This is a genomic window from Nocardia sp. NPDC050408 (assembly GCF_044458905.1).
In the GTDB taxonomy this organism is placed as follows: Bacteria; Actinomycetota; Actinomycetes; order Mycobacteriales; family Mycobacteriaceae; genus Nocardia.
In genome coordinates this window covers 74,609-100,086 of record NZ_JBITIL010000013.1, presented here as the reverse complement: position 1 = coordinate 100,086, position 25,478 = coordinate 74,609, and the positions used below count along the sequence as shown (strand labels likewise).

The window sequence follows — 25,478 nt, the reverse complement described above, 5'->3', positions numbered from 1 at the left end:
GCCCCCGGCAGCAAATGGTCCATGGTCTCCAGCCATCGGCCGGATACGGCGACCTCCGCGCTCGTGGCCGTGAGCGGCACCCATTCCGGCGGACGGTTCTCGGGCCCCTGAGTTCCACACGCATCGCTCACCTACAGATTCCCGATGAGCGAGGCGCTGACACCGCAGGACCGCCACATCATGCCGTTAACTAGCGGAACTAGATCAAGCGTGCCGTGGAACAGCGATATACCTCGACTCGAGCGTAACCATTTCTCCCCCGTGGTAACGATTCGGCCGTCGAACCCGACGTCCTTCAAGACACATGGCCTGTCGGGGGGCCTGTCCGTCCACTTGTCGGTTATGAATGGGGAACGGGACATGGCTCTTCGGGAGTTCTTCGCGCGCCATCGAATGGCTTCGGCCATCGTGGCGCCCGCGTCGCTGGGGGTGGTGGCGATCGTCACTGCCTCGGTGGCGATGACATCGACGCACGAAACCGTCGATACACGCCTGCGGGCATCGGTTACCGAATGCCACGACATGGTGACCATTTCAGTCGCCGGTCGTCGGGATACACCGGATGCCGCCACCACGAAGTTGCTGGTCGGGGCCAACGGTGAAGAGTTGCCCGCCGCGCTGTCCGGTGATTACAGCAGCCAATGGGTCGATCCGGTCGTCAACGCACCGGCCGACAATGTCGATCCCGGCTCATATGCCGCTGTCTACATCGCGTACCCGGCGAATATGGACAGCTACGAGGATGCCGTCAACGCGGGCGTCGCGAATACCGAACAGGTGATGCGCGAAATCGCACAGGCCTGCCCGGACACCAAGTTCTCGATCGTGGGCTACAGCGAGGGCGCCGATGTGGTACGCCGCGTCGCCATGACGGTCGGACATCAGACCGCCGATCAAGATGGTGGCTATGGCATCGTGGATCCAGCCGATGTCGTCGGTGTCGTCATCCTCGCCGATGCCGGACGTTCGGCGGGTGACGGTCCGTTCCCGGGCGCCAAGGATCCGTACAGCAATCCCGACGGCTTCGACCAGAAGTATCAGAACGGCACGAAAACCGCGTCCGGCCAGGGCGCACTACCCGGTACCAGCGGTGACTTCGGTGCGCTGAACGGCAAGATCGCCTCGTTCTGCTCCGATGGCGATCTCACGTGCTCGGCGCCGCAGAACATTTCACTGCTGCAATTGGCGGTGAATGTGGGGCGGCAGTTGAATGTCGACGCGCTCGAACGCGACGGGCTCACCCCCGCGACCGGGCAGGATGTTGCCGTTGTCCTCGGCCGGATCGCGTTGGCGGCGTTCGCGGATATCCAGTCACAGCCGAACTGGATGCAAAGCGATGAGACGTTTCTCCAAGTGCTGCTGAGGGTTTCGGATCCGGAATACAAGCCGGGGCAGACGCCGACGACTCCGACCAAGGCCGAGTCGATCTCGACCAATGAGATGTCGCCGTTGGCCTATCTGCCGCAGAAGGTGTTCAACGAGATCATCGGTCTCATCGTGACGAACCAGAACACCATCCCGGTGATTCTGAGTGACCCCTACCAGCAGACGCTCGGCCCCAATGCGAGCGGTCACCACTTCGACTACTGGCGCGACGCCGACCCGAACAACGGTAAGCCGCTGACATCCGCCGAGTACGCCGCCGCCTGGCTCACCCATCTGGCCCAACAGGCACAGGCGGGTCAGCCGGTCGACACGACCGCCAAGCCGGAGTCGGCCGATCTCGCCGCCGCCTACCAGGCAGCGACCTCGACGACCAAGACGCCCGAACCGAGCAAGACCACGACCGCGGCTCCGACGACCACCACCGCCGCCCCGGCGAAGACGGAGGTCAGCGGCCAGCCGACGACCACTGCGCCGCCCACGACAACCGCGCCGCCGATGAGCACACCGGCGGTAACTACACCACCGGCTTCGACCACCACAACCACTCAGCCCCCGAAGCCGACCACCACCGAACCAACCACCACGACAGCGCCACCGGCGACACCGACCACAACCAAGTCGACTCAGCCCTGACCCGGCGCCATCGCGGCTGGCGCACGCAGGCCCGCACGGCTGGCGCCGTCGCGGGCCTGCGCCTACATCCTTTGTAGGACACAGGTGCGGAATCGCTCCACATGTCGGCCGCGGTTTCAGCGGTTGAGACGTCTAGACGCCTCGACCGAACAACCGCTCGGTCTCATACCAGCGGCCCCAGGCGATGAAAACGAACAGCACCAGCAGGATAAGCGGGGTGTAGACCGGCCAGTAGCCGTCGACGACGAAGGCATTGGTGTAGGACGCGCCGATCATTGTGAGGCTCAGGCCGATCGCGGCCAGTCCCGACAGGCGCGGGATGACCAGGCCGATCGCACCGGCCAACTCGACGGCGCCGACGAAGTAGCGGAACCAGCCGCCAGCGCCGATCAAGTCGAAGCCTTCGACAGCGCTGGACTCGCCGAGGAGCTTCGGCGCAGCGGAGGCGAATGCGAAGAACGCGGCGAGCAGGCCTTGCAGCACCCACAGGGTGATATCGAGGGAACGACCGGGCCCCGCGCCGACCTCAGCGGTGTTCTCAGCGGTCATGGTTCGAGTCCTTCCAAGGACGTGTATCGGATGTTGCACCCATACAGACGAGACCCGATCACCGAATTCATCGGGCCTTCAGCCATCCCGTGATGGGATGTATTCGTATAGGCTCCGATTCGATCGGAAGCGAGCAGGGCGAGATGGTGAAGCGATGACGCAGCGCGGGTGGGTGCTGTTCTTGGCGATGGGTGTCATCTGGGGTGTGCCCTACGCGATGATCCGGATAGCGGTCGAGGATTTCGACCCGATCGTGGTGGCATTCGGCCGGACCTTCCTCGGCGCGCTGATCCTGCTGCCGATCGCGCTCTACACCAAAGCCCTCGCACCGGTGTTCCGGCGTTGGCGTCCGCTGCTGCTGTACACCCTGGTCGAGATCACCGGACCGTGGTTTCTGATCGGGTACGCCGAGACCACGCTGAACAGTTCGACGGTCGGGCTGCTGATCGCCGCCGTTCCGCTGATCGCCGTGGTCATCGTGACCAAACTCGGCCACGATCGCTTCGATGCCCGCCGCACCATCGGCCTGATCATCGGATTCGCGGGTGTGGCGGCACTGGTCGGCTTCGATATCGACCTGACCCAGCCCGCCGCTATCGGCGCCATCGGGTTGACCACCATCGGTTACGCCGTCGGCCCGATCATCATCAATCGCGCACTGGCCGATCTGCCGCCGCTCGGCGTGGTCGCTGGATCACTGGTTCTCGCGGCGGTGATCTACACCCCGTTCGCCGCGCTCCGCTGGCCGACACATTTCACCGCCGACGCGTCGTGGTCGGTGCTCGGACTGGCTGTAATCTGCACGGCCGCAGCATTCCTGGTGTTCTTCGCGCTGATCAGCGAGGTCGGCCCGGCCCGCGCCACGGTCATCACCTACATAAATCCCGCGGTGGCGATCCTGCTCGGCGTGACCCTGCTGGACGAGCCGCTGACCATCGGCATGGGCATCGGCTTCCCGCTGGTCATTCTCGGCTCGATCCTCGGCACCGCGCGTGCACGCACCGCCGAGAAACCGGCGGCGGCGCCCGTCACCCAGTCCTGAGCGCGCTCAGTCTGCGGCGGCGCTGAAGGTCAGACCGGCGCCGCCGATAATTTTCAGCAGCACCGCACGCAGCCGATCCACCTCGGCCGCTCCGATGATCGCGTCGAGGTGCGCATCGAATCGCTCGACCACATCCCGCCCCGCCTCGACCACGGACCAGCCCAGCGCCGTGAGGCGAACCAGCCGCGCCCGTCGATCGGTTGGATCGGGCGTCACCTCGACATAGCCGCGCGAATCCAGGTGCCGCACGAGCTCACCCATCGCCTGCTTGGTCATGCCCGCGCGTCCGGCGAGATCGATCAGTCGCGTGCCTTGGGGATCGATGACCTGGAATACCGGCGCATGCGCGGCCCGCAGATCGGTGAATCCGGCCGCCGCTAGGCCCGCGTCCAGTTCGGCCGCAAGCGTTCGCGCCGCGGCGCCTAGCAGATTCCCGAGCGGCGGCGGCCGATCAGCCAATGGATTAGTCAGGCTCTTGACCATTCCGGAGCTCCTTCGTACCTTTAGTCAGGAACCTTACTACTTTTGGATGGTGCACATGACTAGACAGGTTGTGGTCGGACTAGCAGCGCTGGCCTTGATGATCGAACTCGGCTGGCTGGCCTTCGCGGACGGATCGGTCGGGGCGATCACCGCGGTGGTGCTCGCGAGCGTCGCGGTGCTCACGGTGACCGCTGGCCGGTCCGTGGTCGTCAATACGACGGTGCGAATCCTGCTGGGCGCGTTGTTCGCTGGTTCGGTCGCGGACCGATTCGGCCTGCTCGGTGCATCGGGCGCGGACGGTGTCTCCTGGGGCGACTACTCCGCGTTCACCGACTACACCCGCACGCTCACACCACAGGCCTTGGATTGGTCGGTGCCGGCCCTCGCCGTCATCGCGACCGCATCGGAAACCCTGCTGGCCATCGGCTTGATCCTCGGCGTCGCCGCGAAACTCACCGCACGCGCCGCCACCGCGGTATTGATCGTCTTCGCGGCGGCCATGTCGACATCGGTCGGCTTCGACGAAATGTGTTCGTACGGCGTCCTTGTCGTGACGGGCGGCGCCGCGCTTCTCGGCATCTGCGATACCGCCCTGAACCTCGACAAACTGTTGCGCCGCATGCCTGTCACGGGCTTCGCAATGAAATCCAGCGTCGCGGCGCGACTCGATGAGCGGTGACGGAGGGCATGATGTCCGAGTGACAACGAACAGTCGAACCGATCCCGCGGATGTGGCGCACACCCGTGCCGCCTACGACGATATCGCCATCCGCTATGCCGAATTCGTCAAGGATCACCTCGCAACCCAGCCATTCGACCGCGCCATGCTCGGCACATTCGCGGAACTGGTGCGGGCCGGCGGTCGGGTGGCCGATCTCGGCTGTGGTGAGGGTCGAATGACCGCACACCTGGCCGGGCTCGGGCTCGATATCTTCGGGATCGACTTGTCTCCCCAACTGCTCGAATTGGCGCGAGCACAGTATCCGACACTCGAATTCGACGAGGGCTCCATCGAGCACCTCGATATCGGTGACGCCGCTCTCGCGGGAATTCTCGTGTGGTACTCGATCATCCATCTGCCGCCCGAACGAATGCCCGCTGTGTTGGCAGAGTTTCATCGGATACTCGAGTCAGGAGGGCACGCACTGCTCGCGTTCTTCCAGGCACCGGAGGTCCAGGATGTGGAACCGTTCGACCACAAGGTGATAACCGCGTACCGATGGTCAGCGGATCGGCTCGCCACGCTGGCCGAACAGGCCGGTTTCACACCGACCGCCCGGTTGATCCGAGAACCGGATCCCGGTGAGCGCGGCCGCCAGGCCTACCTGCTCCTGGTCAAGGATCGCTGATTCGGCGAACGCGAATCCGCACCTTTCAGTAAGGTTGGGGACAGCACAGGGGACATGGCTGTGCGAACCCTTATCGACATCGTGGTCGTTTTCCTTTCACCAAAGACCTCAGCACCACACCGTCGTCAGGGGGCGACAGACCATGGAGCTCATTTCTCCGATCGATGCCGTATTCCTGCTCGCCGAATCCCGCGAGCACCCGATGCATGTCGGTTCGCTACAACTATTCGAGGCGCCGGAAGACGCCGGGCCCGATTTCGCTCGGCTGACCCATGAGAAGTTGTTGGCGGACAACGAATTCCACCCCACCTTCCGCAAGCGCCCGGCAACCTGGCTCGGCGCGCCCCAGCTGGCGTGGACCCAGGCCGAGGAGGTAGAACTCGCCTATCACCTGCGCCGATCGGCGCTGCCGAGTCCGGGTAACTTCGATCAACTGCTAGCACTGGCCTCCCACCTGCACGGCGCTCTACTCGATCGCCACCGCCCGCTGTGGGAGATCCACTTGGTGGAAGGGCTGAACGACGGCCGCTTCGCGTTGTACTCGAAGATGCATCACGCGCTGATCGATGGCGTCACCGCGCAGCGAGTGCTGCAGCGAACGCTCACCAACGATCCGACCGCGACCGAAACGCGCGTGCCGTGGAACCTGCCCCGTTCGCCTCGCAAGAGCGAACCGTCGGGCTCGCTGCTCGGCGGGCTCGCACGAAATCTCCGGTCGGCGGTCAATTCCGGGCCCGCCGCGCTGCGGGTGGCACGGGCGGCACTGGTGCAGCAGCAGTTGACGATGCCGTTCGAGGCACCGCGCTCGATGTTCAATGTGCCGATCGGCGGCGCTCGGCGGTGCGCGGTCCGGTCCTGGCCGCTGGAACGCGTCAAGCAGGTCAAGAAGGCCACCGGCACGACCGTCAACGATGTGGTGCTGGCGATGTCGGCCGGTGCGTTGCGCGCATATCTGATCGAACAGCATGCCCTGCCCGACAAGCCGTTGATCGCCATGGTTCCGGTGTCGCTGCGGGACGATGAGGACGAGGTCGGTGGCGTCAAGGTCGGCGCGATCCTGTGCAATCTCGGCACCGATATCGCCGATCCGATCGAACGGTTGCGTGTGGTGAGCGAATCGATGCGCCGCAGCAAAGAGGTCTACAACTCGCTCTCCCCCATCCAGACCATGGCGCTATCCGGATTGATGCTCAGCCCGCTCGCCCTGACTCTGCTGCCTGGCATGCTGTCGTTCACGAACCCGCCGTTCAATATCGTCATCTCGAATGTGCCGGGCCCGAAGGAACCGCAGTACTGGAACGGGGCCCGTCTGGACGCCTCGTACCCGATGTCGATTCCGTTCGACGGCCAAGCCGTAAACATCACCCTCACCACCAATGTGGACAGTCTGGACTTCGGGCTCGTCGGCTGCCGCCGTAGTGTGCCGCGACTGCACAGCCTGCTCGACCACCTGGAGAATTCGCTGGCCGAACTGGAGCAAGCGGCCTCCTGAACCGTCGAATCGCCTACGTCGCCAGTAAATAAGGCTGAAGCTGGCGACCATGACTCTTTACGACCACACCGGACGGACGTATACGCGGACCCGGCAACCGGATCCGCGTTTCGCCGCAGTTGTCGATGACGCGGTGCGTGGCATGGAATCGATCGCCGATGTCGGAGCGGGCAGCGGATCCTATGAACCGACGGGCACCGTGATCGCGGTCGAGCCGAGCCAGGTGATGATCGCCCAACGCCCACCGACTGCCGCACCAGCGGTCAAGGCGGTCGCCGAGCAGCTGCCGATCCGCACAGACGCGGTCGATGCCGCCTTGGCCGTCCTGACCGTGCACCACTGGACCGACCTCGATCGCGGCATCGCCGAACTGAAACGGATCGCCCGCCGCCGGATCATCATCCTGACCTGGGACCACACCGTCTTCCGCGAATTCTGGCTGGTCCGTGACTATCTGCCCGCCGCGGCCGAAACCGATGCGCGCTTGGCGGTCGCACTCCCGCGCCTGACCGCCCTACTCGGCGAAGTATCGATCACGTCGATCCCGATCCCACACGATTGCGTAGACGGGTTCGGCGGCGCTTACTGGCGGCGACCCGAGGCGTACCTGGACGAAACCGTGCGCGCGGGCATGTCGATGCTTGCGCTGACCCCGGCCGCGCTACTGCAGGACGGACTGAACCGGCTCCACGACGATCTCACCACCGATAGGTGGGCCAGGCGTAATGCCGAGCTACTCGGGAAATCCCACCTCGACCTGGGCTACCGGCTCCTCACCGCGGAACTCTGATCCAGTCGAGGAGAACAGCTACCCCGAGAAAACTAGAACGTGTTACATTCGAAGTCAGGCGTCCGCGCCTGTCGACGAAGCTACCGCCGCGTCATGGCGATATCTGCGACAGTCGGCCGAATCGGCAGCGCGGGCCGGTGACCAAATATGCAACCCGTTCCAGCACTCGTCAGCCGTTGCGATCCGGCTGCTGAGCAAGTAGGGAGACCAGCACGCCATGCGTACCGAAATCTGCGACCGGCTGGGGATCGAATTCCCCATCTTCGCCTTCACCCATTGCCGCGATGTGGCGGCCGCGGTCAGCAATGCCGGCGGACTCGGCGTGCTCGGTGCGGTGGGCTTCACCGCCGAGGAATTGGAGGTCGAACTGGCCTGGCTGGACGACCATGTACACGGTGTGTACGGCGTCGACCTCGTCATCCCGTCGAAGTACGAGGGCAAGGGGATCGATGATCTGACCCCCGAACAGCTGGAAGCCAAACTGGCGGAACTGGTTCCCCAGAGGCACCGCGACTTCGCGGAGAAACTCCTCAACGAGCACAATGTCCCGCGTCTGCCCGACGGTGAACACCACAATCAGCTGCTCGGCTGGACCGCGACCACCGTCGCGCCGCAGATCGAGGTGATCCTGCGCCATCCCAAGGCCAAGCTGGTCGCCAATGCCCTCGGCACTCCGCCGCCGGATGTGGTCGAGCAGATCCAGGGTTCGGGACGGCTCATCGGGGCGCTGTGCGGTTCGGTGAAGCATGCGCTCAACCACAAGCGCGCCGGTCTGGATTTCGTTGTCTGCCAGGGCACCGAGGGCGGCGGGCACTGCGGTGAGATCTCCTCGATGGTGCTGTGGCCGCAGGTGGTCGACGCCATCGGCGATATGCCGCTGCTGGCCGCCGGCGGTATCGGCAACGGTCGCCAGGTCGCCGCGGCCATGGCGATGGGTGCGGCGGGTGCGTGGACCGGCTCGCTGTGGCTGACTGTCGAGGAGGCGAATGTGCCGCCCGCGCAGATGCAGACCTATATCGAAGCCTCCAGCCACGACACCGTGCGCTCGCGATCCTGGACCGGTAAGCCGTGCCGCATGCTGAAGAACGACTGGACCGAGGCCTGGGAGGCGCCGGAGAACCCGGATCCGCTGCCCATGCCGCTGCAGATGATGGTGGCCTTGGACGGCGTCAAGCGCGGGCACCGCTATCCCGAAGCCGCCAAGGATGTGAACTTCAATCCGGTCGGTCAGGTCGTCGGCATGATGAACAAGGTGGAGCGTTCCGCCGATGTGATCGCCCGGCTGATCAATGAGTACGTGGAGGCATGCGACCGCCTGAACAAGCTCAATAGCGCGCTGTAGCAAACTCTTCGACGCCGCCTCGACCGACCTGTTGGGGCGGCGTCGTCGTACTCCCGTGGCTGGGTAGCCGTCCGGCGGCGCACGCGGTATACAAGTGATTCGCACTGCTGCAGTGCGAGCGCTCGCGTCAGTTTCGGGAGGTAGGCATGTATCCCTGCACCAACCCTCGGTGCGGAAGTCGCGGACATAATGAGCCGGAGTGTCCGAATCTGATGCATGCCGATCTGCCGCAACGGCGAAATCTGGTGGTGCTGGCTGTACTTGCCGTCACGATCGTCAGCTCGCTCGTGCTCGCCGCCTTCGCCGCGGCACCGCATTGATATCAACCTAGGTCACTGAGAAGTCGTAACGCACACCGGTCAACTGCTCGCTGAGCTCCCACAGTTTGCGCGCGGTCGCGCGACGATAGGCAAGCGGATTGCGCAGCGCCCGCCGCGGATATCCGGCGAACTCGAAACCCGGTCCCACATAGGAGTTTCCGCGTACCGCCGGCACCGTGGCGGCATACAGCTGCGGCAGTGCGCCCATGCGGTCGGACTGGGCCAGCGCGAACAGGATCGCCTGCGGGATCGCCGCCAAGATACCGTTCACACCCTTCTCACCGTCGCGGTCGTAGAGATGGGTCGCCGACACTCCGGGATGCGCGGCCACCGCACGCAGGTCGGATCCGGCCGCGCGGGCGCGGCGCTCGAGTTCCGCGGTGAACAGCAGATTCGCCAATTTGGACTGGCTGTAGGCGGGCCAGCGCAGATAGAACCGCTGCCAATTCGGGTCGAGCCAGTTGATCACGCCGACCCACGCGGCCACCGACGATACGGTCACCACCCGGGGCTGTTCGGCGCGTAAGAGAGCGGGCAGTACGCCGCCGGTGAATGCGAAGTGCCCGAGATGATTTGTGCCGAACTGGGCGTCGAACCCATCGGCCGTTCGTGAGCGCGGCACCGCCATCACACCCGCATTATTGATCAGCAGATCGATCCGCCCGACGGTGTCGTTGATCTGCTCGGCGGCGCGTCCGACCGAGGCGAGATCGGCCAGATCCAGCTGCAGCACTTCAGGTTTCGGCCCGATTGACACTGCCGTTACCGCATCCAGTGCGGTCGCGGCCTTCTGCGGATTTCGGCAGGCCAGCAGCACATGCGCGCCCTTGCTCGCCAATGCCTCGGCGGTGCGCAGGCCGAGGCCGCTATTGGCGCCGGTGACCACGGCTGTCTTTCCGGATTGGTCCGCGATATCCGCAATGGTCCAGCGGCGCGGCAGGATTGGTACCGATGTCACAGAGAACTCCTGGTTGATCTAGACCGCTTCGTCGTCGCGTGCAGCCGGGCAGCCATCGCTCGACCAACTCGACGAACGGACCTTCCATCGAGCTGCGCGCAGACCCCGACGATGCCACCGAAGACCCGGCCGAGCATGGCCAGCTCTGGGAGCTCCGTCGGGCTTCATGCTCGACTCGGCCACGATCAGCGCCTGCCCGAGCTGCATGGCGCTGGCCTCGAGTTCGCCGCGAACACCCCATCGGCGGCCTGGTCGAGGACAAAAATCCCGAGCCGTCCCAGACAGAGATTCAAATGCGACGATCTTGCCGGACAGCGGCAACCGTACGCCTCTCGGACGGCGTTGAGCGGCACGGACCAATTGATGACTCAGACAGTGAATTCGGAAGGACCGAGCAGGATCAGGCGGTCGCCGCTTGCTCCGCATCCTCTTGGTCCTCGGCCCCGACGTCGAGCAATTCCTCGAATCGGGCGATCACCTTGTTGTGATACAGCCCGAACAGATCCTCGAACAGCGCCAGCTGGGCGTCGGACGGGCCGGAACCGGAATCCCACACCGCGACCAGCGCACGCCATACCAATACATGCAGATCGGCCGCGCCCGCGAAGAAGGCCTCGACGGCCTCGGGCACCTCGAGCACCATCTCGCCGATGGAATTCATGATCGCGCGCTGCATGCTCAGCCCGAGTGCGGTGAGCAACCGGCGGACCAGACCGATCTCGATGGCGAGGATCTGCTGGAAGTCGGGGACCTCCTGTCGGGCAAGCGATTCCAGTTGATCGATCGCGGCCTTGAGTTCGGCCGGATCGATCTCCTGTTCGCTGCTGGTGTAGGCGAGCAGCGCCTCCATGACGATGCCGCGCTCCACCTCGACGATGTCGTGGAACATCTCGACGGCCACATCCGGCATCGGAACCGAGAACCTGAACAGGTGCCGATACACATCGAGACCGCCCGCCTCACGGACATCGCGGATCGTGAACCCCTTACCGCGTCGCGCCTCGACGAATCCGTACGATTCCAGCCGACCGAGGGTCAACTGCGCGGTCGCGCGGTTCATATCGAACTCCTCCGCGACCTGACGGACCGACGGCATCAAATCCCCCGGCTGATATTCCCCCGCGGCAACCCGGCGTGCCAGCTCATCGGCAACGTCGGCGACTACCGTTTGGGATCCCATCGAGATGCCACCTTTCGACTCGGTTCCGAATACGTCCCAGACAGTCTATGCTCTCCTGTGCGAGACTGCACCTGTGTAACACTGGTCAGTGTGCGGTGCGAGGTGAGTCATGACAATTCAGCGTGGCGACGGTCGATCGGCCGAGAGTTCGACAACTAGACATGCACGCATTTTCGCGATGAGGTCGAACGGTAAACCTCCAGTTCGTACGGCAGTTCGCAATGCGAAATTGGCGGCGCTGCCGGTCGCCTTCGCCGGCCGTCAGGCCGCAGGTGTGGGTAAGCGCGCACTCGGCCGACCGGCCGCCGAGGTCAATCGTGAAATCCAAATGCGCACCGCACAGCACATCTTCGAGGTGTTCGGCGAACTGAAAGGCTGTGCCGCGAAACTCGGTCAGCTGCTTGCCATTTACGAACTCGCACTGCCGCCGGAACTCGCCGAGCCATACAAAGTCGCGCTGAGCCGGTTGCAGGATTCCGCGCCGACGATGCTGCCGCGTTCGGTGCACGCGGCGATGGCCGCCAGCATGGGGGAGGACTGGCGTTGGCATTTCCGGGAATTCGACGATCGGCGCGCGGCCGCGGCCTCGCTCGGCCAAGTGCATCGCGCGGTATGGCGTGACGGTACGCCCGTCGCGGTGAAGATCATGTATCCCGGCGGTAAGCAGGCGGTCGCGAACGACTTGGATCAGCTGCGCCGGATCTCCATGCTGGCAACGGTTTTCGTGCCCGGTGCGGATGTCAAGGGGGTGACCGAGGCGGTCTGCGCCTGTGTGCTCGACGAACTCGACTATGCGGCCGAGGCGCAATCCCAGCGGATCTTCGCGGCGGCCTATGCCGACGATCCGGATTTCTATATTCCGCGGGTGATCGAACAACGCGGCGACGTGCTCGTCACCGAATGGCTGGACGGTACGCCGCTGCCGCGCGTCATCGCCTCCGGTACGCGCGCCGAGCGGGATCGGGTCGGTATGCAGCTGGTGCGGTTCATGGCATCGAGTTGGATCCGCAGCGGTCTGCTCTACGGCGACCCGCATCCGGGCAATTTCCGGGTGCTGCCGGATGGGCGACTCGGCGTCGTGGACTTCGGAGCCTGCACACCGTGGCCGACCGAGGGTTTCGAGGAATTCGCCTTCGACTACTGCGATGCGCTGTTCAACGGCGGGCCTGCCGAATTGGAGGCGGCGGTACGACGGCACGGTTTCTGCGAACCGGGCCGGGTACTCGATGCCGAGGATCTGTTCCATGTGGTCGCGCCGTGCGTCGAACCTTTCCGGCACGCGAACTACCGGTTCACCATGCGCTGGCTGCGCAAACAGGTACTGCGGGTGACGAATCCGCGGTTGACGAATGCCCTGCGTCAAGGCACTATGCCCGCGCGCTTCACGCCGTTCGCGCGATCGATGCTCACGCTGATCGGTGCGATCGGTCAGTTGGAGACCGAAGGTTCGTTCCGCGACGAAGTCGGGCGGTGGCATCCGACGTTGCACGAGTTGGTGACTCGCCCCGCGGAGCAGGACGCAGTGCCGGTCGATCTAGCGGTGGCTCGGCGCAAGCGGGCCGAAGCGGATGCGCGGCGCATGTCTGTGGGCTGAGCCCAACCGCGCTGACCTGCCCCGACGCCGCCGAGACACCAACCCGAGACATTGCGTCTCAGACAGAGCGATTCGCGCGCCGAACTTCCCGCCACCGACGATTCCGACTTCTCGGCGATGGGTGGATACCGATCATCGCGGCCCTCGATCGGCTCATCGCCGCCAGGCTCACGGCCACGCGCCCGGATTGGTCAGCGTGCCAACCACTCTCGCCAGTGCGGCCGGATGAGGGCGGCCAATTCGTCGTAACCGCCCGCGCCGGGATGCGCGCCGTCGCCCGCGCGCACCTCGCGCATCCATACCGCGCTGTCGCGCAGCGGTCGATGGACGCGCACGTACGGGACCGCTGCGGCAGCACAGATCTCGGCGAAATGTTCGTCGAGCGCGGCGGTCCGGGCGTTGTGGTCGATGTCATCGATGGGCGGCGGCGCGACGACCAGGACCGGCAGCTCGGCGGCCTGTGTGAGCAGCTCGGACAGGTTGGCCGCCGATTGTTCGGGAGCCACTCGGGGCTGTCCGTCGATGATGGTGGTGTCGTTGACGCCGAACGAGACAACCAGGCGGGCATCGCAGCCGTCGGGAAATCGTGGGGCGCATTCGGTCTGCCAGCGGCCGAGGATCTCGGTCGAAGTCTGCATCCGCACACCCAGGTTGTAGGTGGTGAGCGGCTGGCCATTCGCGTAGGTCTGGGCGGCCAGGCGACCGACCCACCCGAGGCACTGCGCGTCGCCGACACCCGCGACGAAAGAATCACCGATGCAGCACACGCGAAGGTCGTTCCACATCCGGCGATCTTCGCAACTGCTCGCCGCGGAGCAGGGCCCGGCTACCGCCGCACGGACTCCGGTCGTGCCCGTTAGGATCGCTGTGGTCATTCGGGAGGGATTGAAGTTGACAGGGGTAGCCGAATCCACAGTGGCCGCGGCGCCGCCGTGGTTCACGGGTTTGTTCGCGCATCGCCGCTGGATTCGCCGGGTCGAGCCGTTTCCGCATGTATATGCCCGGGATGTTTTCGTGCCCGAGTTCTATGGGCGGTTGGCCGATGAGTTGGCGCGGGTGCGCCGCGAGCGGCCGGAGTCGTTCGGAACGGTGGCGGCCGATTACGGTGCGGTCGGGGCCTCACTGGCCGGACTGCGGGACGGGCCGTTGGCGCTGTTTCTCTCGCGGGAATGGCATGACCTGATCGCGCGGGTAGCTGGGGTGGCTACCACCGGTGATGTCGAGGGGTCGGTGCACCATCATCGGCCGGGGAGCCCGTCGGGGTCACCGCACAATGATTTGAATCCGGCCTGGTTCAAGGGGGTGGCGCCTGGGCCGGGCGAGGTCAGGACCGTGGATCCGGAGGTGGATCTGAAGATCGGCCCGCGGACGCCGGAGGTCTTCGCGCGGGAGACGGTGCGCGCCGTCGCGGTGCTGTTCTATTTCGGCAATCCGGATTGGCAGCCGGGCGATGGCGGCGAGACCGCGCTGTATGCGCATATCGGCGCGAACCCGGTTCCCGCACTGACGATTCCGCCCCTGAACAACTCGCTGCTGCTGTTCGAGTGCACACCGCGCTCCTGGCATACGTTCGTCGGCAATAACGCCGCCGCGCGCAATAGCGTGGTGATGTGGCTGCACCGGCCGAAGGAAGACGTGGTGCGGCGCTGGGGAGGAGACAGCATTGCGCAGTGGCACTGAACGCCGGGTGTGCCTGCTCACCGGGGCGGGTGGCGTCCTGGGTGATACCTTCTGCCGCGGCCTGTACACCGACTACGACATCATCGCGGTCTGTCGCAATCGCACCCCGGCGGCACCGTCACAGCTCGAATGGTTCGTCGATCCCTTCGAACCGGAAATGCCCGTGCCGGAGAATGCTTCGCGGATATTCGTGATCAAGGCCGATCTCACCGAAGCGGGTGAAGTCGAGCGCGTCATCGATATCGCACTTGCCCGCTTCGGGCATATCGATCTGCTGGTCAACAATGCCGCGCACAGCCGATTTCAGCCGCGCGGTATCGTCGACGGTGACGCCGCGCTCGACGAATTCGATCCGCATTTCGCGGTCAATGTCGGTGTGCCGCTGCGTTTGTCGGCGCGCTTGGCGCAGCGCAGCTGGGTGCACGCCGGAGACGAGAACCGGGCCCGTAATCGCAATATCGTGAATGTCTCCAGCATTGCGGGTTCGCGGGTGTACCCCGGCGGACAGGCGCTCTACGCGGCGTCCAAGGCGGCGCTCAACCACCTGACCCGGCATATCGCGGCCGAATTCGAGGAGTTCGGGGTGCGGGCTAATGCCATCGCGCCCAACGATTTTCCCGCGACGGTGTCCACCGAACAGGTGGTGCGGGCCATTGTCGAACTCGATCGAGGCGAGATGACCGGCGAAATCTTCACCGTCGCGGTGGCGGCCGAGGTTGGGCGTCACGCACTCGGTGCGGACGCCCATTGACCTACGCCGTTGCGGTGATCTCCTCGGACATGGTCCAAAGCCGTTGCGCGAGTTCCGCATCCACGGCCCGCCTGTTCCGCGGCTGTTCCTCCTTGAACCGGTGGAAGTACTTGCCGTTCATCTCCTCCGACGTAGTCGCCAAGTGCACCAGTGGATCCGCGCCCTTATCTGCCCGGATGAAGAAGGGCCGTGACAGCGGCGAACGGATGAACGCGCCGAGTCCGAGCGGAGCATTGTCGTAGACATGGGTGGCGACCGCGCCCGGATGGAATGCGGCGGTGACCAGCCCGCTGCCCTCGGTGCGGCGGGCCAGCTCCCTGGTGAAGATGATGTTGGCGAGCTTGGAAGTGCCGTAGGCGCCCAGCTGGTTGAACGAGCCGGTCGATGCGTTGACGGTGTCGAGGTCCAGCTTCGCCATCCGGTAGGTCATGCTCGCGGTATTGACGACCCTGGCCTGCGACTGCACCAGCCGATCCAGCAGCAGGGCGGTCAGCAGGAACGGCGACAGGTGATTTACCTGGAAGGTCAGCTCATTGCCGTCATCGGTGACGGTGCGTTCGGCCCACGCGCCGCCGGCGTTATTGGCGAGCACATCGATGCGCGGATAGCGATCTAGCAGCTGATCGGCGAGTTTGCGCACCTCGTCGAAGCGGGCGAAATCGGCTATGAACGACTCCGCGCCGATCCGCGCCGCCACCGCGGCGGTGCGCTCCGGCGAGCGCCCGACCACCGCGACGGTCGCGCCGTGCGCCACCAGCTTCGCCGCCGCCTCGGCGCCGATGCCGGAGCTGGCGCCGGTCACCACCACCGTCTTCCCGGATAGATCCTGTGCTGCCATGTCCTGCCTTCCGTCGGCTGATTCGTGCTGATCCTCATCGGCCGGAACGGATTCGGCAAGACCGTCTACCAACCGGTAGGTCGGTGGGAACCGACTGCTGTGTATCGTGCTGCCAACGCAACAGTTGATCTAGTACGAACATGGGTAGCTCGCCGGGGACGCCCAGAACTCAGCCACTCCGGGAACCGTCGGCCCGCGACGGTACGTTAGGACTCACCTACGACCGGCAAAAGGCCCGGGGAGGCGGAGGAGCGGAGGGCCATGAGATGCGAGTTGACGGGCGGGATATCCCGGTCACGGGGAGCCTGCTGCAACCGCTGATCCGGCGGACCAGTGACATCATCCGTGTCGTACTCGCGGCACTGTGGGTCGGCGTGATCGTCGCCGCCTCGCTGATCACCCGGCCGGAGTGGCTGGCACTGGAGCGTTCGGTCTCGAATATCGTCGGATTCCTCAATCCGGACCAGTCCAATCTGGTGTACCTGGTCTACGGCACGGCGATTCTGGCGCTGCCGTTCGCGATCCTCATCGAATTGATCATCAGCAGGCAGTGGAAGCTGCTCGCGGGCTACGCGGCCGCGGGATTGGTCGCGGGCCTGCTGCTATCGATCACCGGAACAGGATTGTCCGCGCCGCAATGGCATCTGCAGGTGCCGGACCGGCTCGATACCTTCCTTTCGCAGTTCCTGGACGATCCGCGCTGGATCGCCATGCTCGCCGCCGTGCTGACCCTATCCAGTCCATGGCTGCCGACCCGACCGCGGCGCTGGCTGTGGTTCCTGCTGCTGGCGTTCGCACCGATCCACCTGGTGGTCAGCACGGTGGTGCCCGCGCGGGCCATGTTCGGACTCGCGGTCGGCTGGTTGGTCGGCGCGGTGATCATGCTGGTGGTCGGCACACCGGCGCTGGAGGTGCCGTTGGAGGCGGCGGTGCGGGTGCTGGCCAGGCGCGGACATACCGTCACCGCATTCACCGTGCTGCATCCCGCCGGGCGTGGTCCGCTGGTGCTCGCCGCGACCATCGACGGTCCGGAGCGCGAGTTGACCGTAGAGCTGTTCGGCAAGAACCAGCGCAGCTTCGGTGCGCTGCGCCAGCTGTGGCGCTGGCTCACCTTCCGCACCAGCGAAACGGCGGCACTGCACGGCTCGATGCACCGCGCCGTCGAGCACCGCGCGCTGGTGGCCATCGCCGCCGGCGAAATGGGTCTGGCCGCCGTGCAGCAGGTCGCCGTCGCGGCACTCGAGCGCGGCTGGATGCTGTACGCGCACACCATGCCTCGGGGTAGGCCGCTCGACGAAACCTCCGATCACGAGCTCGCCGGGGTATGGCGATCGCTGTCCGCATTGCACTGCGGCCAGATCTCGCACGGCGATCTGCGACCCGCCGAGATCCGAATCGAGAACGGCACCACGCTGTTCAGCGGATTCATCAATGCGGAATTCGGCGCGTCCGATAACCAGCGGCAGTCCGATGTCGCGCAGTTGCTGGTCTCGACCACGGCGGTCTTCGGCAAGGAAGCGGCGGTGCGCACCGCCATCGAGACGCTCGGCGAGCAGACGGTGCTGACCGCGGCGAGCCGACTCACCAAGTCCGCCATGCCCGCCGGGATCAAGAAGTCGATTCCGGACTGGGGCGAGGTGGTCTCCTCGGCCCGCGATGAGGTGCGCAAGCAGACCGGCCAGGACAAAATCGAGGCCGAGCAGATCACCCGGTTCAGCCGCAATCAGATCATCCAGTTGGTGTTGCTGATCGGATTGGTCTATGTCGCCTATCCGTTCATCAGCGCGGTGCCGACCTTCTTCTCGCAGTTGTGGAGCGCCAACTGGTGGTGGGCGCTGCTCGGGCTCGCATTCTCGGGGCTGACGTATATCGGTGCGGCGGCGGCACTGTGGGCCTGCGCCACGCGCCTGGTCAGCTTCCGCAATCTGGTGATCATGCAGATCGCAAATACCTTTGCCGCCACGACAACACCCGCGGGTGTCGGTGGATTGGCCTTGAGCGTGCGCTTCTTGCAGCAGGCCGGACTCGGCGCGGTGCGGGCCACCGCCGCCGTCGCACTGCAGCAGGCCGTACAGGTGATCACACACATCAGCCTGTTGATCCTGTTCAGTGTCGCGGCGGGCACTTCGGCGAATCTGTCGCATTTCGTGCCCGACGCCACCGTGCTCTATCTAGCGGCCGGTGTGGGCGTCGGCATTATCGGCGCCTTCATGTTCGTGCCGAAACTGCGTCGCTGGCTGAACAATTCGGTGCGCCCACAGTTGCAGGAGGTGCTCGGTGAACTCGGCGATCTGGCCCGGGATCCCAAGCGCTTCCTGGTGATCGTGCTCGGCTGTGGTGCGATCACACTCGGCCTGGCGCTCGCGCTGTGGGCCAGCGTCGAGGCGTTCGGTGGTGGCGCGTCGTTCATCACCCTCACCATCGTCACCATGATCGGCGGCACCCTGGCCGCGGCCGCGCCGACACCCGGTGGCGTCGGCGCGGTCGAAGCCGCACTGATCGGTGGCCTTGCCGCCTTCGGCCTGCCCGCGACCATCGCCGTGCCGTCGGTGCTGCTCTACCGCGTGCTCACCTGCTGGCTGCCAGTGTTCTGCGGCTGGTTCTGCATGCGCTGGATGACATCGAAGGACCTGATCTGATCAGGCGTCCTTGGTTGCCACCAGCACGCCGGTCGTCGGTGGGATCGCGGTGAAGTCCACCGTCCCGAATCCGGCCGTCCGCAAGGCTTCTCGATAGCGGCGGATATCGATGGCCGCCAGCGGGTCCGCGTGGTGTCCGGGCGCGTGCGGGTCGTCGGTGCGACGGGCGGCGAATCGGGACATGATGCGAACCGCCGCGGGAAGGACTTTTCCGGTCGGGTGGGTATCGGCGAGCAGCAGTCGGCCACCCGGGCGGAGCACCCGGAACATCTGTCCCAGTGCCGCGATGCGCTGGGCCTCCGGAATGTGATGCATGACAAAGGTCGAGGTGACCACATCGACCGAGGCATCGGGCAGGGTCAGCGACTGGGCGGCGCCGACTTCGAAACGGCAGTGGGGGGCGGCGCGACCGCTCGCGTAATCGATCATCTCCCGGGACGGGTCGATACCGATCACTCGACCGGACGGCCCGACTCGATCGGCGAGGGCCCGAACGAGTTGGCCCGGGCCGCAACCGATATCGACCGCATGATCGCCCGCGGCGGCACCGGTCAGCTCGACGAGGCGAGCGTTCAGGCTGCCGACCCGGCCGAGCAAGAAGGCCGATTTCACAGCGAGATAGCCGCGTGGTTTGGTGATGAGAATGCCGATCTCGGAGTTCCGGTCAGCATGTGTGTTAGTGGACTGTTGTGCGTTTCCGGTCATGAGTTCATAATCGGACCAGATGACCGGATAGACCAGAAGCAAAAGTGCGGATATCGTGCCGTTACGAACGGATTCGCACTATCTGTACGACAACGCGGTCTTCGCGTTCGGAGGATGCCGATGACCAGCACCGATCGTCGGGTGCGCCGCACCAAGAGCCTGCTGCACCGGGCGCTGATCGAGCTGATGATCGAATGCGGCTATGACCGGATCACGTTGCAGGACATCCTGAATCGCGCCGATGTCGGACGCTCCACCTTTTATGCGCACTTCCGGGACAAGGACGATCTGCTGCTGGTCAGCAGTACCGAGTACCTGCGCGCGGCGGTGGCAGATGTCGAATCGGCCGCGAATGATCCTGATGCACCGCAACATTCGGAACCGCTCGCACCGCTGTACACGCTGTTCCGGCTGGCGTCGGCGAATCCGGAGGTCTACCGCGCGCTACTGGGTCGCCGGGCGACCGGAGTGCTGTTGCGCTCGACCCGACGCATGGTGGAAGAAATTCTCACCGAACAACTTTCGGGTCGACTCGAGATGGACGACGACGAATTCGCGGTGACGATGACCTTCCTGTCCTGGGGTGTCGTCGGCCTGCTCGGCTCGATCGCGGACGCGGAACCGCCGCTGCCCGCGGCCGAAACCTACCGTCGCCTCGAAGTTCTGGTCGGACCAGGCCTGACGAGCCGGGTGTCACATACCGGACGGGTCAGCCGCGCCGGCCACTGATCGGGTACTCCTCGAAACAGATCTGAGTCTGCCTGACCACCTCCCGTTAATACCGATGTGCCCGATCAGCTCGAGCGCCTGCTCGGCGGGACCGCGCCACCGCCCCGCCCTTCGCCACCGGACCGGCCGGCATCGGCCCGAGGAACCCTCCAGGTCCAATGACATTCACCTGCCTGTGCACCGCGAGTACGGCGGCCCGGATGCGTCGGATCACCATGCGGGATCGTGAGGCGTCGGCACCGCCGATGTCTTCGATTCGGCAAAAGCTCAGGACGAGTAGTCCTTGCGCAGCTGAACTTTCACAACCTTGCCGCTGGCATTGCGCGGCAACTCGGCCACGATCACCAGATCCTTGGGATGCTTGTAGCGCGCCAGGTTCTCGTTGAGGAACGGCGCCAGGTCATCGAGCGTGAGCTCGGCATCCGGATCGGCAAGGGCGACAACGGCAACCGGCACCTCTCCCCACTTCTCGTGCACCCGTCCGACCACCGCGGCCTCGCGGATCTTCGGATGTGCGAAGAGCACGTTCTCCACCTCGGCGCAGTAGATGTTCTCGCCGCCGGAGATGATCATGTCCTTTTTGCGGTCCACCACCCAGAGGAAGCCCTCCTCGTCCGCACGGACCAGGTCACCGGAGTGGAACCAGCCACCGGCGAAGGCATCGGCGGTCGCCTCCGGCTTATTCCAGTAGCCCTGCATGAGAGTCGGTCCGCGATAGACGATTTCGCCGATTTCGCCGGGCGCGACATCGTTCATCTCGTCGTCGACGACGCGGGCCTGGATGGTCGGAATGGGCTTGCCTACCGAACCGAGCTTGCGGATCGCGTCCTTACCCTCCAGCACACAGGTGATGGGCGACATCTCGGTCTGACCGAAGACCGCGACATTGACCGCGTCCGGGAAACAGTCGGCCATGGCCCGCAGCACGGTATCGGAGGCCGGGGCAGCACCCCAGCTGAGCACCTTCAGCGCGAGCTTGCGTTGCTTGACCGTCGGCTCCTCGCAGATCATCTGCCATTGCGCGGGCACGCAGAAGGCGGTGGTGGCCTGCTCACGTTCGACGGCCTCGAGGAATTCGGTGGGATCGAAGGCACCGAGTGGATGCAGCACGATCTTGCCGCCGAGCATGAAATACGGTGCGAGACTGCCGAGTCCGGCGATATGGAACAGCGGTGACGTGCAGAAGCCGACCGAGTCGGGACCGATATCCGTGGCCCGAATACTGGTCAGCGCTTGGGCATTCATGTTCGCGTGGGAGAGCACCGCACCCTTCGGGCTGCCGGTGGTGCCCGAGGTGTACATGATCAGCGAGGGGGTGTCCTCGGGAATGTCCAGCGGTGTATGCGGTTCGCCGCCCTCGGCCAGCACTTCGTCGTAGCCGAGCACCGAATCGGTGGTCTGGCCACCGATCACGATGCAGGTCGCGAGCTCGGTCGCCTCGCCCTGCACGGCGGTGGCCAACGGCTGCAGCATGGTGTCGGTGACGATCGCCTTGGCGCGGGAATCGCTGACGATATAGGCGACCTCGGGCGGGGTGAGCCGGAAGTTCACCGGGACCGCGATGGCGCCGAGTGCGTTGATGCCGAAGACGGCCTCGAGATATTCGGGATAGTTCAGCGCCAGTATCAGTACCCGGTCACCGAAGCCGATGTCGCGGCGGGCGAGCGCGTCGGCGAACTTCAGCGAACGCTCGTGCAGCTGCCGCCAGGTGGTGTCCACACCACGGAACCGCACGGCCACCGCGTCCGGGCGCATCTGCGCATGCGATGCGATCTGGTTGTTCCAGTGGTTGCGCCGCGACCTGATCGGCTCGTCGAGCGCCTGTGCACCGGTGGTCATGCCACTCCTCTCGGACCGTCGAACGGACGCCGGTGTATCCGACGGCGTCGACGGGCTGAACTGAGAGCAGAATAACAACTAACTTATTCAGGCAGCAAGACACTAGGTCACGAATCGCTGTTAATCGTTCCGAGGTCGGGTTTGCACAGCGAAAATCGCTCCTAGCTGCATATTCGCCGACTATCTCGATAGTTGCTGCCCACCTACACACCCGTTCCGACGGCAATACTATGCGAATCCCGACTCACTTATGAGTTGAACAGCAGACGATTCCCGTGTCACCATCACTGCGTAAGGGCGCCACTGGCACGCCCCGCAACGCATAGGAGAAGCGCAATGCTGCGTACCAGGTTCACCGAGACATTCGGCGTCGAACACCCGATCGTGCAGGGCGGCATGATGCATGTCGGCCGCGCCGGCCTCGTCGCGGCCGTCGCCAACGCGGGCGGGCTCGGCTTCATCACCGCGCTGACCCAGCCCACCCCCGACGACCTGCGCAAGGAGATTGCGCGGACCAGGGCGTTGACCGATAAGCCGTTCGGCGTGAACGTCACGATCCTGCCGTCGATCAATCCGCCGCCGTACGCCGAATACGTGCAGGCGATCATCGAGAGCGGCATCGAGATCGTCGAGACCGCGGGCAGCAATCCGGAGCCCTTCCTGCCGTACTACCGGGAGGCCGGTATCAAGGTGCTGCACAAGTGCACCAGCGTCCGGCATGCGTTGAAGGCACAGAAGATCGGCGTCGACGGTGTCAGCATCGACGGTTTCGAATGTGCCGGACATCCGGGTGAGGACGATATTCCCGGACTGATCCTGATCCCGGCAGCCGCACGGGTGCTCGACATTCCGATGATCGCCTCCGGCGGTATCGCCGATGCCCGAGGACTGGTCGCGGCCCTCGCGCTCGGTGCCGACGGCGTCAACATGGGCACGCGCTTCCTGTGCACGCAGGAATCGGCGATCGACCAGAAGGTCAAGGAACAGATCGTCGCCAACTCCGAACTCGACACCCAGCTGATCTTCCGGACCATGCGCAACACCGCGCGCGTCGCGGATAACGAAATCAGCCGCAAGGTCGTCGAAATCGAAAAGGCCGGTGGCACTTTCGACGATGTCCGCGATCTGGTCGCGGGTGCGCGCGGACGCCGCGTCTTCGACGAGGGCGATCTCGATGCGGGCATCTGGTCGGCGGGCCTGGCCCAGGGTCTCATCCACGACATCCCGTCCTGCGCCGAACTGATCAGCCGGATGGTCGCCGAGGCGGAGGAGCTGATCACCGCGCGCCTCGCGGAGAAGGTAGTCGCCTAGGGACTCGTTGCGAAACCCTGGACCGAGCGCCAGGGCTCGTCCCATAGTCGAACCAGGCCCGTCGCACTCCATCGGGGGTTACCGCGACCGAGGTCAGTCGACAAGCTGACCTACGATGACGTTGACTACCAGCCAAAGGACGGTCATCCGTGTCGGAAGCGTTCGACTGGTCTCTGCCGAAGACCTACATCCTGCCGGTGGATATAGACGGTTACCTGTCCATGCCAGAGGACATGGCGCGCAATGTCGAGATCAGAGACGGGATGATCATCCACTGTGAATCCGCCTCGCCGAATCACAATGCGATAGCCCGAAATATCGAACGGGCACTGCTGGACGGCCATGCCAAGCGCGGTTCAGCGGAGCCGTGCTTGCGGGTCAACCGGGATGTGGACATGTTGGTCTCGGAGGTCCCCTTCCATTACAAGCGGCCGGACGTCATCGTCTACCGCTGCATCGATGAGCCTCGACCGAAGTGGCGGATGAAGCCGACAGCCGCGGACGCCGTGCTGGTGGTCGAGGTGGTCTCGCCGACCACGATCACTGCTGACTTGGTCGACAATCGTGCCGAATATGCCCGGTTCGAGATACAGCACTACTGGATCGTCCGGATGGCCAATGAGGACGGTCCCGCGGTTTCGATCGAGATGCTGACGCTCAACTCGGCCGGGGAGTACGTTTCGGCTGGACATCACACCCGATCGGACCGTTCTGCCAGCGCGATCGATTCGCTGGTGCCGTTCGAGGTGCACGCCACTTGGCAGCAACTCGACGAGGGCATCGACTGAATTTCGCGCAGACCAGGTCCTATCTCGCCGCCAGTGCCTCGACCGCGGAGTAGTCGTGGGCGGCGACGATTTCGATGCCGTCGGGTAGGGCGTGTAGGCGATGGATGGTGGCGAAGGTGGCATCGCGGTCGGCATCGAAGAGTTGGCCGGGCATGGGAGCCTTTTCGCGGATCAGCTCGACCTGGAGTTTGTTCCACACCGCGTCGCCCGCGAGCAGCACCCGGGTGCCGTCGTCGACCGCGAGCAGGACGCCGATACTGCCCGGGGTATGTCCGGCGAGGTCGACGAGCAGCACCGAACCGTCGCCGAACAGGTCCAGACTGCGCGGGAAGGTGAGCACCGGCGGTCCGTCTAGTTCGAAGGTGTCGAAGGTGCGCCCGCGCAGCGGGCCTCGGGCAACGCCGACGGGGGCATGCGGGCCGTCGAGTGCCCACGCGCGTTCGACGGCGGGTAGTCGGATGGACACGGAATCGGGCAGCTCCAGCAGGCCGGAGACGTGATCCCAATGCAGGTGGGTCGGCAGTACGAAATCGATTGCATCGACGGCGATATCGCGGGCGGCCAGTGCGTCCGAGAGGCCGAGCACCGGCTTATCGGGTGCGACCAACAGTGGAATCGGGAACGGCAGCTCGGGCAGCACCCGATCGTGCACCCCCGCGCACAGGGCCGGATCGACCAGGAATCGCGCCTTCGGATGTTCGATCAGATAGGCCGACATGGTCATCGGCAATTCGCGCAGGCTGCGCACGCCCTCAGCGACAATCGTGGCGGGGGCGGCCATACGGGCCTGCATCAGGACGGTGAGTCCGACAGTCACCTTGGTCTGCGGCAGCGGGACCGGCTCCAGACCGGCCAGCAACACGCTATCGGGGCGACGCGGGCGCAGCAGTCGACCAGGTGTGGCCGCCAGGGCGGCGCAGCAGCGCAGCACGGTCGGCAGGGTGGGCGTCCGCTCGGTTCCGGATTCGGGCACAGTGCCACCGTAGGCGATCATGGTAGACGGCGAAAGAGCCGGGTATGCAGGACAATTCCGGACAATACACCCGCCTGAGGGACACCTTGATCGCGCCGATATCTACG

Annotated in this window: 23 protein-coding genes; 14 read left to right on the top strand and 9 right to left on the bottom strand. The window is 65.0% G+C overall.

The window, feature by feature from the left end; translation table 11 throughout:
• The first annotated feature begins 360 nt into the window (after window positions 1-360).
• A complete protein-coding gene (locus tag ACIBJI_RS29770) occupies window positions 361-2,019 on the top strand; it encodes a cutinase family protein (protein WP_364348830.1) in 1,659 nt (552 codons plus the stop codon).
• A gap of 132 nt (window positions 2,020-2,151) precedes the next feature.
• Here the strand turns inward: ACIBJI_RS29770 and ACIBJI_RS29765 are convergent, their stop codons facing one another.
• A complete protein-coding gene (locus tag ACIBJI_RS29765) occupies window positions 2,152-2,568 on the bottom strand; it encodes a DoxX family protein (RefSeq protein WP_397086793.1) in 417 nt (138 codons plus the stop codon).
• Window positions 2,569-2,722: 154 nt separating this feature from the next.
• On the opposite strand from ACIBJI_RS29765, the gene ACIBJI_RS29760 reads away from it, so the two are divergent.
• The gene (locus ACIBJI_RS29760) at window positions 2,723-3,610 is read left to right on the top strand and encodes a DMT family transporter (RefSeq protein ID WP_397086791.1); all 888 of its coding nucleotides are present in this window, start codon (window positions 2,723-2,725) and stop codon (window positions 3,608-3,610) included.
• Window positions 3,611-3,616: 6 nt separating this feature from the next.
• On the opposite strand, the gene ACIBJI_RS29755 is transcribed toward ACIBJI_RS29760, so the two are convergent.
• A complete protein-coding gene (locus ACIBJI_RS29755) occupies window positions 3,617-4,093 on the bottom strand; it encodes a MarR family winged helix-turn-helix transcriptional regulator (RefSeq protein WP_397086789.1) in 477 nt (158 codons plus the stop codon).
• Window positions 4,094-4,148: 55 nt separating this feature from the next.
• Between ACIBJI_RS29755 and ACIBJI_RS29750 the strand changes: the two genes are divergently transcribed.
• From ACIBJI_RS29750 to ACIBJI_RS29730, 5 genes are all read left to right on the top strand, one after another.
• Window positions 4,149-4,772, top strand: coding sequence for a hypothetical protein (locus tag ACIBJI_RS29750; protein WP_397086787.1), 624 nt, complete (start codon window positions 4,149-4,151; stop codon window positions 4,770-4,772).
• Window positions 4,773-4,791: 19 nt separating this feature from the next.
• The gene (locus ACIBJI_RS29745; protein WP_397086785.1) at window positions 4,792-5,442 is read left to right on the top strand and encodes a class I SAM-dependent methyltransferase; all 651 of its coding nucleotides are present in this window, start codon (window positions 4,792-4,794) and stop codon (window positions 5,440-5,442) included.
• 142 nt (window positions 5,443-5,584) lie between these two features.
• Window positions 5,585-6,934: a wax ester/triacylglycerol synthase family O-acyltransferase gene (locus tag ACIBJI_RS29740; protein ID WP_396958784.1), complete on the top strand. Its 1,350-nt coding sequence runs from the start codon at window positions 5,585-5,587 to the stop codon at window positions 6,932-6,934.
• A gap of 49 nt (window positions 6,935-6,983) precedes the next feature.
• Window positions 6,984-7,724 carry a methyltransferase domain-containing protein gene (locus ACIBJI_RS29735; protein WP_364348851.1) on the top strand — a complete coding sequence of 247 codons (741 nt, stop codon included), beginning with the start codon at window positions 6,984-6,986 and terminating at the stop codon, window positions 7,722-7,724.
• A 217-nt stretch (window positions 7,725-7,941) separates the two neighbouring features.
• On the top strand, window positions 7,942-9,066 hold the full coding sequence (locus ACIBJI_RS29730; RefSeq protein WP_364348854.1) for a nitronate monooxygenase family protein: 1,125 nt from the start codon (window positions 7,942-7,944) through the stop codon (window positions 9,064-9,066).
• 327 nt (window positions 9,067-9,393) lie between these two features.
• Here ACIBJI_RS29730 and ACIBJI_RS29725 read toward each other — a convergent pair whose 3' ends face one another.
• Window positions 9,394-10,344, bottom strand: a complete 951-nt coding sequence (locus ACIBJI_RS29725; protein WP_364348857.1) for an oxidoreductase — start codon at window positions 10,342-10,344, stop codon at window positions 9,394-9,396.
• A gap of 400 nt (window positions 10,345-10,744) precedes the next feature.
• A complete protein-coding gene (locus ACIBJI_RS29720; RefSeq protein ID WP_396958782.1) occupies window positions 10,745-11,524 on the bottom strand; it encodes a GntR family transcriptional regulator in 780 nt (259 codons plus the stop codon).
• Between the two features lie 229 nt (window positions 11,525-11,753).
• Here ACIBJI_RS29720 and ACIBJI_RS29715 point away from each other — a divergent pair, with 229 nt between their 5' ends.
• A complete protein-coding gene (locus ACIBJI_RS29715) occupies window positions 11,754-13,118 on the top strand; it encodes an AarF/ABC1/UbiB kinase family protein (protein WP_364348863.1) in 1,365 nt (454 codons plus the stop codon).
• 191 nt (window positions 13,119-13,309) lie between these two features.
• Here ACIBJI_RS29715 and ACIBJI_RS29710 read toward each other — a convergent pair whose 3' ends face one another.
• Window positions 13,310-13,903 carry a GDSL-type esterase/lipase family protein gene (locus ACIBJI_RS29710; RefSeq protein ID WP_364348866.1) on the bottom strand — a complete coding sequence of 198 codons (594 nt, stop codon included), beginning with the start codon at window positions 13,901-13,903 and terminating at the stop codon, window positions 13,310-13,312.
• Window positions 13,904-13,985: 82 nt separating this feature from the next.
• Here ACIBJI_RS29710 and ACIBJI_RS29705 point away from each other — a divergent pair, with 82 nt between their 5' ends.
• Window positions 13,986-14,798, top strand: a complete 813-nt coding sequence (locus tag ACIBJI_RS29705) for a 2OG-Fe(II) oxygenase family protein (protein ID WP_396958781.1) — start codon at window positions 13,986-13,988, stop codon at window positions 14,796-14,798.
• Window positions 14,782-15,549: an SDR family oxidoreductase gene (locus tag ACIBJI_RS29700; protein WP_364348872.1), complete on the top strand. Its 768-nt coding sequence runs from the start codon at window positions 14,782-14,784 to the stop codon at window positions 15,547-15,549. Before ACIBJI_RS29705 ends, ACIBJI_RS29700 begins: the two co-directional genes overlap by 17 nt.
• Before the next feature lies 1 nt (window position 15,550).
• Here the strand turns inward: ACIBJI_RS29700 and ACIBJI_RS29695 are convergent, their stop codons facing one another.
• Window positions 15,551-16,387: an SDR family NAD(P)-dependent oxidoreductase gene (locus ACIBJI_RS29695; RefSeq protein ID WP_364348875.1), complete on the bottom strand. Its 837-nt coding sequence runs from the start codon at window positions 16,385-16,387 to the stop codon at window positions 15,551-15,553.
• A 266-nt stretch (window positions 16,388-16,653) separates the two neighbouring features.
• Here ACIBJI_RS29695 and ACIBJI_RS29690 point away from each other — a divergent pair, with 266 nt between their 5' ends.
• Entirely contained in the window at window positions 16,654-19,026 is a 2,373-nt protein-coding gene (locus tag ACIBJI_RS29690; RefSeq protein WP_364348878.1) for a lysylphosphatidylglycerol synthase transmembrane domain-containing protein, read from the top strand.
• On the opposite strand, the gene ACIBJI_RS29685 is transcribed toward ACIBJI_RS29690, so the two are convergent.
• On the bottom strand, window positions 19,027-19,731 hold the full coding sequence (locus ACIBJI_RS29685) for a methyltransferase domain-containing protein (protein ID WP_396958777.1): 705 nt from the start codon (window positions 19,729-19,731) through the stop codon (window positions 19,027-19,029). It lies immediately after the preceding gene.
• Window positions 19,732-19,851: 120 nt separating this feature from the next.
• On the opposite strand from ACIBJI_RS29685, the gene ACIBJI_RS29680 reads away from it, so the two are divergent.
• A complete protein-coding gene (locus ACIBJI_RS29680) occupies window positions 19,852-20,460 on the top strand; it encodes a TetR/AcrR family transcriptional regulator (RefSeq protein ID WP_364348884.1) in 609 nt (202 codons plus the stop codon).
• A gap of 267 nt (window positions 20,461-20,727) precedes the next feature.
• Here ACIBJI_RS29680 and fadD5 read toward each other — a convergent pair whose 3' ends face one another.
• A complete protein-coding gene (gene fadD5 / locus ACIBJI_RS29675) occupies window positions 20,728-22,299 on the bottom strand; it encodes a fatty-acid--CoA ligase FadD5 (RefSeq protein ID WP_364348887.1) in 1,572 nt (523 codons plus the stop codon).
• Window positions 22,300-22,635: 336 nt separating this feature from the next.
• Between fadD5 and ACIBJI_RS29670 the strand changes: the two genes are divergently transcribed.
• Window positions 22,636-23,610 carry a nitronate monooxygenase gene (locus ACIBJI_RS29670; protein ID WP_364348890.1) on the top strand — a complete coding sequence of 325 codons (975 nt, stop codon included), beginning with the start codon at window positions 22,636-22,638 and terminating at the stop codon, window positions 23,608-23,610.
• Window positions 23,611-23,759: 149 nt separating this feature from the next.
• A complete protein-coding gene (locus tag ACIBJI_RS29665; RefSeq protein ID WP_364348893.1) occupies window positions 23,760-24,398 on the top strand; it encodes a Uma2 family endonuclease in 639 nt (212 codons plus the stop codon).
• 19 nt (window positions 24,399-24,417) lie between these two features.
• Here the strand turns inward: ACIBJI_RS29665 and ACIBJI_RS29660 are convergent, their stop codons facing one another.
• Window positions 24,418-25,371, bottom strand: coding sequence for an MBL fold metallo-hydrolase (locus tag ACIBJI_RS29660; RefSeq protein ID WP_364348896.1), 954 nt, complete (start codon window positions 25,369-25,371; stop codon window positions 24,418-24,420).
• Window positions 25,372-25,478 lie beyond the last annotated feature (107 nt).